The sequence below is a fragment of the Burkholderia sp. 572 genome, from assembly GCF_040545135.1.
Lineage (GTDB): Bacteria > Pseudomonadota > Gammaproteobacteria > Burkholderiales > Burkholderiaceae > Burkholderia > Burkholderia cepacia.
In genome coordinates, this window is sequence record NZ_JBEPLH010000029.1 from 76,728 (window position 1) to 83,601 (window position 6,874).

At 66.3% G+C, this 6,874-nt stretch carries 6 protein-coding genes; 4 read left to right on the forward strand and 2 right to left on the reverse strand.

From position 1 onward, the window contains the following. The first annotated feature begins 360 nt into the window (after positions 1-360). Complete coding sequence (locus ABIC51_RS35745) at positions 361-2,154, forward strand: ATP-binding protein (protein WP_175862247.1); 1,794 nt, start codon at positions 361-363, stop codon at positions 2,152-2,154. 364 nt (positions 2,155-2,518) lie between these two features. Beyond that, positions 2,519-3,982 carry a mechanosensitive ion channel family protein gene (locus tag ABIC51_RS35750; protein WP_060373486.1) on the forward strand — a complete coding sequence of 488 codons (1,464 nt, stop codon included), beginning with the start codon at positions 2,519-2,521 and terminating at the stop codon, positions 3,980-3,982. A gap of 55 nt (positions 3,983-4,037) precedes the next feature. On the opposite strand, the gene ABIC51_RS35755 is transcribed toward ABIC51_RS35750, so the two are convergent. Both ABIC51_RS35755 and ABIC51_RS35760 read right to left on the reverse strand, forming a co-directional pair. After that, positions 4,038-4,946 (reverse strand): LysR family transcriptional regulator, encoded by a 909-nt coding sequence (locus tag ABIC51_RS35755; RefSeq protein ID WP_146254279.1) that lies wholly within the window; start codon positions 4,944-4,946, stop codon positions 4,038-4,040. A 115-nt stretch (positions 4,947-5,061) separates the two neighbouring features. Next, positions 5,062-5,343, reverse strand: coding sequence for a XapX domain-containing protein (locus ABIC51_RS35760; protein WP_027792644.1), 282 nt, complete (start codon positions 5,341-5,343; stop codon positions 5,062-5,064). Between the two features lie 310 nt (positions 5,344-5,653). Between ABIC51_RS35760 and ABIC51_RS35765 the strand changes: the two genes are divergently transcribed. Then, positions 5,654-6,340, forward strand: coding sequence for a hydrolase (locus ABIC51_RS35765; protein WP_027792645.1), 687 nt, complete (start codon positions 5,654-5,656; stop codon positions 6,338-6,340). 169 nt (positions 6,341-6,509) lie between these two features. After that, positions 6,510-6,677: a DUF1427 family protein gene (locus tag ABIC51_RS35770; protein ID WP_009692709.1), complete on the forward strand. Its 168-nt coding sequence runs from the start codon at positions 6,510-6,512 to the stop codon at positions 6,675-6,677. Positions 6,678-6,874: the final 197 nt, after the last annotated feature.

A 6,874-nucleotide genomic window follows, 5' to 3' on the forward strand; every position in this document is an offset into this window, starting at 1 on the left:
TTACACCACGTCCGGCATGTCTTTTTTACCCGGTCTTATCCGCAAATCCGGCGTGCGGTTATATTTAATTGATGAGTCGAAGAAGTTAATTCCGGCAAATCGCAGGTTTTATCCTACGAAACAGATTCATGGATGAATCACTGTTTCGCGTGCAGTGAGCGCGGGATGCCGCACCGCACTGGGGCAGCGGCGCCCGCACGCGGAGACGCCGGGGAAATCGTGGTTTTCATCGATTCAAAAAATTTGCTCAATAGCTTCTGATAATTTGAATCATCTCAAGAGGCAAATGCCGTAGCATGAGCGTCCAATCGATGTCATTTTTGACAGGGCATCGATGCACGCTATCGATTGAAAATTCTCATGATCCGAATTGGAACGCTACACGTATTTCTTGACAGGCGTGAAATTCGCTCGAACGGCAAACTGCTGCGTATCGGCAGTCGCGCATTCGAAATTCTCGAACTCCTGATTCGGGCGAACGGCGCCCTGGTCTCGAAAGACGAGATCATGCAGCGCGTGTGGCCGCACACGGTCGTGGAGGAAAACAACCTGCAGGTGCACGTCGCCGCGTTGCGCAAGGCGCTCGCCGACGATCGCAACCTGATCGTGACGGTGCCGGGGCGCGGCTATCGGCTGGTCGGCGGCCGGGCGGAAGTCGCGGCCCCCGTGCGCGCTGTGACATCGCGGCTGACGGCCGCGCCGACCGCGCTCGTTGGCCGCGAGCAGACCGTCGCCGAGGTGCTGGCGGCGCTCGACACCGCGCGCGTCGTAACGCTGGTCGGGGCGGGCGGCATCGGCAAGACGCGGGTTGCGCTCGAAGCGGCCATGCGCGCCGAAGCCAGTTTTCCGGACGGCGCCGCGTTCGTGTCGCTGGCCACGGTCGCCTGTCCGCAATTCGTGCCCGACGCACTGGCGGCGGCGTTCGGCATCGCACAGTCCGCCGGATCGCTGACGCTCGAGGCGGTGCTGGCCAGCGTCGCGAACCGCAGGATGTTGCTGGTGCTGGACAATTGCGAGCATCTGCTCGACGCGGCCGCGCGGATCGCGAGTGCGCTGACCGAATCCGACGCCGGCTTGCGCGTCCTCGCGACCAGCCGCGAGGCGCTGCGTATCCAGGGCGAGCGGCTGTGTCCGATCCCGCCGCTCGAGGTGCCGCGCGAAGGTGCCGACGATGCCGAAACGCTGGGCGCGAGCGCGGTGCAGCTGTTCTCGGCGCGTGTGCAGGCCGCCGATCCGCGTTTCCCGCTCGACGAACGCAGCGTGTCGCTGATGGCATCGGTGTGCCGGCGCCTCGACGGCCTGCCGCTCGCGATCGAACTGGCCGCGGCCCGCGCGGCCGTGCTCGGCATCGACGTGCTGGCCGCGCATCTCGACGACCATTTCCGGTTGCTGACCGGCGGGTTTCGCACGGCGTTGCCGCGTCATCAGACGCTGCAGGCGATGTACGACTGGAGCTACCGTCTGCTCGGCGATGCGGAGCGTCTGCTGTTGCGATGGCTCGGCGTATTCCGCGACACCTTCTCGATCGACGCGGTGCGGGAGATCGTCGGGGCCACGCGGCTGGCCGATGTGGACCTGCTCGACACGATCGCCGGCCTCGTGTCGAAGTCGCTGCTGAGTCTCGAAAGCGCGCACGGCGCACCGCGTTACCGTCTGCTGACGACGACGCGTGCATACGCGCTGCAGCAGCTCGAGAACAACGGCGAATGCGCGGCCGCCGCCCGCGCTCACGCGAACTACTTCCACGCGCTGTTCCGGCTCGCGCCGGTCGACGACGGCGGGCCGCTCGCCGAATCGCGGCTCGACGTGATCCGGCGCGAGCTCGGCAACCTGCGCGCGGCGCTCGACTGGGCGTTTTCGCCGAACGGCGATGCGGAGATCGGCATCGCGCTGGCGGCCGTGGCGGTGCCGTGCCTGTTCGACCTGTCGCTGGTCGACGAATGTCGCGAACGCGCGCGCGCGGCGCTCGATTCGATGCGCGACATGGACGAGACGCGCACGCGCGACGACGCGCGCGTGCGTCTGCTGGCCGCGTATGCGGCCGCGCTTGCCCATACCGCCGGGTCGACGCAGGTCGCGCACGACGCGTGGTCGGAAGTGCACGCGCTCGGGTTCGACACGGGCGAGAGCGAGCTGCCGCCGCGCGAATCGTAGCGGCGCGCGGCCGTCGCGGCTTCAGAACGTTTCAGGCTGAACACATGACCGGGCCGGCCGGTGCGTCTACATTGATTGGACGCACGGACCGTCGGCGATGCGCGGGCAGGCGGGCACGCCACCGGCTCGCGCTGCGGCGACGCGCGGTCGCGACGCCGCTGAACGCCGGCGCGGGGCGGCGTTCGCCACACGTGCGGCCGCGGCGGCTTCGCGCGTCATCGAACGACTACCGCATGAAACCTGTCCAGTCCGACCTTTCGCGCCACGATTCGCCGCCCGCGGCCACACGCCGGATCGGGCGGTCGGCGATGTGCGTGCGCGGGTTCCGCGCGCGTCGTGTGTCACGCTTTCCGCCCGCTCCATCATGCTGAACCTTTCCGCCACGGTCGCTTACGGCGCACCGATCGTCATAGCCGATCTCGTCGCATGGCGGTTGCTCGGGCCCGGCCGTTCGACGGCGAAGGCGATAGGGCGCTGCGCGTCGTTCGCCGCGCTGACCTATGTGCTGTTCGCGACCGGCGTGAGCCCGCTCGCGGTGCCGCCGTCGCCCGACCGGCTCGACCGGCTGGCGATCCAGGTGATCGGGGTCGCGTGGTGGCTGCAGTGCGCGCTCGTGTTCAGCCTGATGCTCGACCATCTGCTGCTGCCGCGCGCGTGGCGCACCCAGCGGCTGTTTCACGACATCGCCGCCGGCGCCGTGTTCGGCGCGGCCGCGGTGGCTGCGCTCGGCTATGTGCTGGGCCTGCCGCTGAGCGGGCTGGTCGCGACGTCGGGTGCGGTGGCCGTGATCCTCGGGCTGGCCGTCCAGAACACGCTGAACGACGTGTTCTCCGGCCTCGTGCTGAATACCACCCAACCGTTCCGGCTCGGCGACACGGTGGCCATCGGCGAGCTGGAAGGGCGCATCGTGGAAAGCAACTGGCGCGCGACCAAGCTGATCGACGGCCTCGGCAACCTGGTCGTCGTGCCGAACAGCACGGCGGCGAAGACGACGATCGTCAACCTGAGCGAACCCGAGAACGTGCACGGCGTGACGTTGACGATCGAGATCGATCCGGAAGTGCGGCCGGCCATCGTCGTCGATGCGCTCGACCGCGCCGCCGCCAGCTCGCTGGACGTGCTGACCCGTCCCGCACCGGTTGCGGTGGTCAAGGCGTTCCGTACCAATTCCGTCGAATACGAACTCGTCTGCTACGTCGATGCGCTGCAGAAGAAGATCGCCGTGCGCAATCAACTCTACGACCTGGCCCACCGGCACCTGGCCGCCGCGGACATCGCGTTGCGCCCGCTGGGCGGGACGGCCGCGACGCACCGGCCGGTGTCGCGCGGGCAACGGCTGCTGCGCGCGGTCGAACTCTTCCGGCAGCTCGGCGACGACGATCTGGCGGTGCTCGCCGATGCGCTCGCGTCACGCGTGTTTCACAAAGGGGACGTGATCTATGCGTCGAATGCCGATACGCGCCTGCTGACCATCGTCGGGGCCGGTGTCGCGTCGGTGTTCGTGCCGGGCGCGGCGGGGGACATCGAGGTCAGGCGGATGGCGCCGGGCGACGCGATCGGCCAGTCCGTCGTGCTGGCCGGCACGCAACTGCATGCGAGCGTCCATGCGGTGACGACGGTGACGGCGTTTCAGCTGAGCAGCGGCGACCTGTCGCCGCTGATCGCGCGCAAGCCCGAGCTCGGGCGGCTGATGTGCGAATCGCTGTCCGAACACATCGCGACCGAGGAGAAGATGATGATCCCGCCGGCCGCGAGTGCGCATGCGTCGTTCAAACTGATCGAGTGGCTCGAGAAAGAGATGAAGCGCCTGCACGATTCGTTCGGCTGATGCGGGGCGGTTGCCTGCGGCCGGGGGGGGCGAACGCGGGCCGCGGGCGGCGGCATCAGACGAGCGCGGTAAACCGGTCGACGAGATCGGGTTGATCGAGCTGGTCGACCCACCAGTGCAGCGCGCGTCCGGCTTCGTCGCCGCGCCACGCGAGATAGCACTGCGTCGTGTCGCGCATGCCGGTCACCTCGCGTGCGACGAGCTTGCCCTGCGCGATCGCGCGTGCCGCGATGCAATCCGGGAGCGTGCCCACCGCGAGCCCTTCGCACTGCGCGGCCAGTTTCGCGGCGAGGGTCGGGACCGCGAGATACGGCTGCCCGGCATCGATCGCGACCGAGCGCGGCTGCAGCTCGCGCGACGTATCGCTGATCACGGCGCCGCGATACTCGACGACGGACGCCATCGACAGCGGTTCGGGCAATGCCGCGAGCGGATGGGTGGGGGCGACGGCGAACACGTGCCGGAGCGAGCCGATCGGTCGCGCGACGATGTCCGGCAGTTCCGGCGGCTCGCCCGCCGCGCCGACGACGAGATCCGCGCGACGCGAAATCAGCGCATCCCAGGTGCCGCCGAGGACTTCGGTGGACAGGCGCAGCCGCGTGTCCATCTCGAGCCCGTAGAACGCATGCACGTATGGCCACAATGCCTCGAAGGGCAGGATCTCGTCGATGCAGATGCGCACCTCGGTTTCCCAGCCTTGCTGCGCGCGCTGCGCTTTCAGTTCGAGCTGCTCGGCCGCATACAGGAGCCGGCGGCCTTCCTCGACGACCACGCGCCCCGCGTGCGTGAGCTTCGCGCGGCGTCCGCTGCGGTCGAACAGCGCGACGCCGAGATCGCTTTCGAGCTTTTGCACGAGGTAGGTCAGCGCGGACGGTACGCGGTGCAGCAACTCGGCGGCCTCGGCGAACGTGCCGGTGCGGTCGATCGCGTCCAGTGCCTCGAGCGCTTCGAATGACAGCTTCATGATGAATTCCACGGGGGCATCGGGCTGTCATGTTATCGCCAAGCACGCCCGGCTCCAACACGATTCACGACAATTCAGCCGCGTACGCGATCGGAGCGCCCTCGATCGGCGCGCATCAGGCCGGCGTCGACGGCCCTTTCTTCGCGGCGGCCCGGGTGGCCTGCGCACCGGGCAGCGTGCCGAACATGTGCTGGCCGCACTTCGCGTCGCTCCACGCGGTTTTCAGCTGGATCCCGGACAGCACGCGGCGTGCGACCGGCAGGATCTGTTCGCCGGCGAGGATGCCCAGCAGGCCGGCCAATGCGACGGTGGGCGGCGCCGGCGATGCAACCCCGATCAGCGCGTAGACGACGCCCGCGAGGATGCCGGCCAATAACGATGCAATATAGGACGTCATGATTCGAATTAGGGAAATGACAACCGTGTGAAAAATACGGATAAATACCGATCGGTCGATGATCGGAAAATCAATTTGGAGCGTAGCAGGTCTGCTCCGGAGGCGCGTATTTAATTCGGCGGTTTTAAGATCTTTTAAGGCTTGAATTTAGGGTTTTTATTAATCAAATCGATTAATTGGCGCTACGATGAATTCGCGTGTTGAATGACACCGGCTGGTAGGCGAACCTCCCGTCACAGCGCAGTGGGCGCCTCCCGGTTGGCCGGTGAGGCTGGCTCTCTCTTTTCCCGCGTCAAAGGATATGACCGCCATGAGCAATCCGAAACTTGAAGTACTCACTCCCCACAACAGCCAGATCATCTTCATCGATCAGCAGCCGCAGATGGCGTTCGGCGTGCAGTCGATCGACCGCCAGGTACTGAAGAACAACGTCGTCGGGCTCGCGAAGGCCGCGAAGGTGTTCAACATCCCGACCACGATCACGACGGTCGAGAGCGACAGCTTCTCGGGTTACACCTACCCCGAACTGCTCGACGTGTTCCCGAACCAGAAGACGCTCGAACGTACGTCGATGAACTCGTGGGACGACCAGAAGGTGCGCGACGCGCTGGCCGCGAACGGCCGCAAGAAGGTGGTCGTGTCGGGCCTGTGGACGGAAGTCTGCAATACGACGTTCGCGCTCTGCGCGATGCTCGAAGGCGACTACGAGATCTACATGGTCGCCGATGCGTCGGGCGGCACGTCGAAGGACGCGCACGACTTCGCGATGCAGCGGATGGTGCAGGCCGGCGTCGTGCCGGTGACCTGGCAGCAGGTGCTGCTCGAATGGCAGCGCGACTGGGCGCACCGCGAGACCTATGACGCTGTAATGGCGATCGCGAAGGAACACTCGGGCGCGTACGGGATGGGTGTCGACTACGCGTACACGATGGTCCACAAGGCTGCACCGCGCACGGCGACGCCGCACGAGTCGATTCCGCCGGTTCCGGCGAAGTAATTGCGGGCAGTTGCGACTGCCCGTGCCGATGCCGCGTGTTCTGCACGAATACGCGCCATCGGCTCCATGAAAATCGCGGGCGGCTGCCGTGACTGCCTCACGGATGTCGCCCGCGCCTGTTTTCCAGGACGTAAAGCCTGCATTTCAACCTGACCGGGACATTGATCGTATGGAACCTTATCTGGTTTCCCTTGGCGCGGGTTTGCTGATCGGCGTGATCTACAGCGCGATCAAGGTCCGTTCTCCGGCACCGCCGCTGATTGCCCTTGTCGGGTTGCTCGGCATGGTGATCGGCGTGCAGGCCATTCCCGCCGTCAAACAGCTTTTTGGCTTCTGATCGATACGAGGTGACGCACATGACCGCAACCGAGTCCCAACCGGATCTGATCCTTCACAACGGAAGGTTCACGACCCTCGACCGCGCGAACCCCGTCGCGAGCGCCGTCGCAATCAAGGACGGCCGCTTCGTCGCGGTCGGCCACGACGCGGACGTGATGCCGCTCGCGGGCCGCGCGACGAAGGTCGTCGATCTCG